Source organism: Synechococcus sp. R8-2 (genome assembly GCF_047461715.1).
GTDB lineage: Bacteria > Cyanobacteriota > Cyanobacteriia > Thermostichales > Thermostichaceae > Thermostichus.
The window spans coordinates 1-1,785 of record NZ_JANSHQ010000689.1 but is presented as its reverse complement, the minus strand read 5'-3'; the positions used below and the strand labels follow the sequence as shown (position 1 = coordinate 1,785).

2 protein-coding genes are annotated in these 1,785 nt (G+C 57.0%); both read left to right on the top strand.

Features of this window, described 5'->3' with window-relative positions:
- Positions 1 to 184: 184 nt before the first annotated feature.
- Positions 185 to 544 carry a hypothetical protein gene (locus NW819_RS13900; RefSeq protein WP_011433745.1) on the top strand — a complete coding sequence of 120 codons (360 nt, stop codon included), beginning with the start codon at positions 185 to 187 and terminating at the stop codon, positions 542 to 544.
- Positions 545 to 793: 249 nt separating this feature from the next.
- Positions 794 to 1,714, top strand: a complete 921-nt coding sequence (locus tag NW819_RS13895) for an L-lactate dehydrogenase (protein WP_011433746.1) — start codon at positions 794 to 796, stop codon at positions 1,712 to 1,714.
- Positions 1,715 to 1,785: the final 71 nt, after the last annotated feature.

Below are 1,785 nucleotides of genomic sequence, written 5' to 3'. Positions count from 1 at the left end.
TCAACCGAGTAACAGCATAGCTCTATTGAGATTAGCTTTCAATAGCGTGCCGGCAAAGTAGGGATCCTCTTTGATAAAGACTTGCATTAAGCTTGAGGAGTCTGGTAGAGTGCTTACCCAAGTAGCAATTGCTAAAGATTTGCAGTTAAGTCTTCTCAGGAGAACAAGCTGCGGAGTGGCAAGCATGGCATGGCAACAGGTTCAGGCGGGGGTGTGGTGTAGGCAGTTGGGGCAATTGGCGCCTCAGTGGTGGTTAGGCTGGAGTCTGGAGCAGGGCTTTCGGCTCTACCGCAAAGAAGTTTCCTCTGCTCTGCCTTCTCTCTCTGCTTTGAGGATTCGCTACCAAGAGCGAGATGGCTGGCTGGACGTGTTTCTGGGAGAAGCGGAGCAATGTAACCGACGACGGCGCAGCCTTTTGGATCCGGCAGCGCGGGTAGCCTTGCACTACATGCCGGAAGATTTAGCTCAGATTCAGTCCCTAAAGTGTCCTCACGAGCGCATTCCTCCGCAGCTTTGGCAGCGGCTAACCCAGCAGCCGGGTTGAGGACTGTTGAAGGTTAGAGGGCTATTTATTGTTTTTATTGTTTCAGATGGATCCAGTCCGCTGCGGCAACCGATCCTGCCTCTTCTCGCCTTTCCAGTTCTTCTGGAGAGCGGTAGCCTGTTTTTTTCTTCCTCTAGGCAGGCTTAAGCTGGAGAACGAAGAGTAGCGGCTGCGGCCATGACTGTTTCTAAGCACCAACCCAAGCAGCGCTCCCAGCAGCAGGTCGAGGGGCTGACTTCTCGCCGCCTTTTGAAGGGATCCATCATCGGCGCCGGCCAGGTAGGCATGGCCTGTGCCTACTCGATGGTAATCCAGAACACTCTGGATGAGCTGGTCCTTCACGACATCGACCGCAACAAGCTGGAAGGGGAAGTGATGGATCTGGTGCACGGGATCCCCTTTGTGGAGCCGACGCGGATACGGGCAGGGGAACTGGCGGATTGCGCCGGGTCAGATGTAGTGATTTTAACGGCAGGGGCTAAGCAGCGGCCTGGAGAAACCCGTTTGGATTTGGTGCAGCGCAACGTCGAGATCTTCAAAGGCTTGATCCCGGCCTTGATGGCGCATTGCCCTGACACACTCCTTTTGGTGGTGAGCAATCCCGTTGACATCATGACTTACGTTTCCCTGAAGTTGTCGGGGTTGCCGGCAGGGCAGGTAATTGGGTCGGGGACGGTTTTGGACACAGCCCGCTTTCGCTATCTTTTGGCGGAGCGCCTGGGGGTGGATCCGCGTAGCCTGCACGCCTACATCATCGGCGAACATGGAGATAGCGAGGTGGCCGTTTGGAGCAAGGTGAACATCGCCGGCACCCCGATTGGGGAACTCTCGCCGGACTGGGATCCCGCCTATTTGGGGGATATCTTCGAGCAGGTGCGCAACGCTGCCTACGAGATCATCCGTCGCAAAGGGGCCACCAGCTACGCCATCGGGTTAGGGGTGACGCAAATTGTCCAAGCCCTGCTGCGGGATCAACACCGCGTTTTGACGGTGAGCAGCCTCACCCAAGGGGAGTACGATCTGCCAGAGGTCTGTCTCAGCTTGCCCAGAGTGGTCGGGCGGCAGGGGGTGGAACGCACGCTGGCCATGTCCCTCACCGAGAGCGAGCGCAAGCAGCTGCACCGCTCGGCCCAGATCTTGCGGCAAGTCATCGACAGCATCCGGTGGTAGCCTAGATCTCCTGGACTTTTGTCGCTCCCCTCCAAGCTGGGGGATCCCTTGGTCAGCTAGAAATCGCAGGA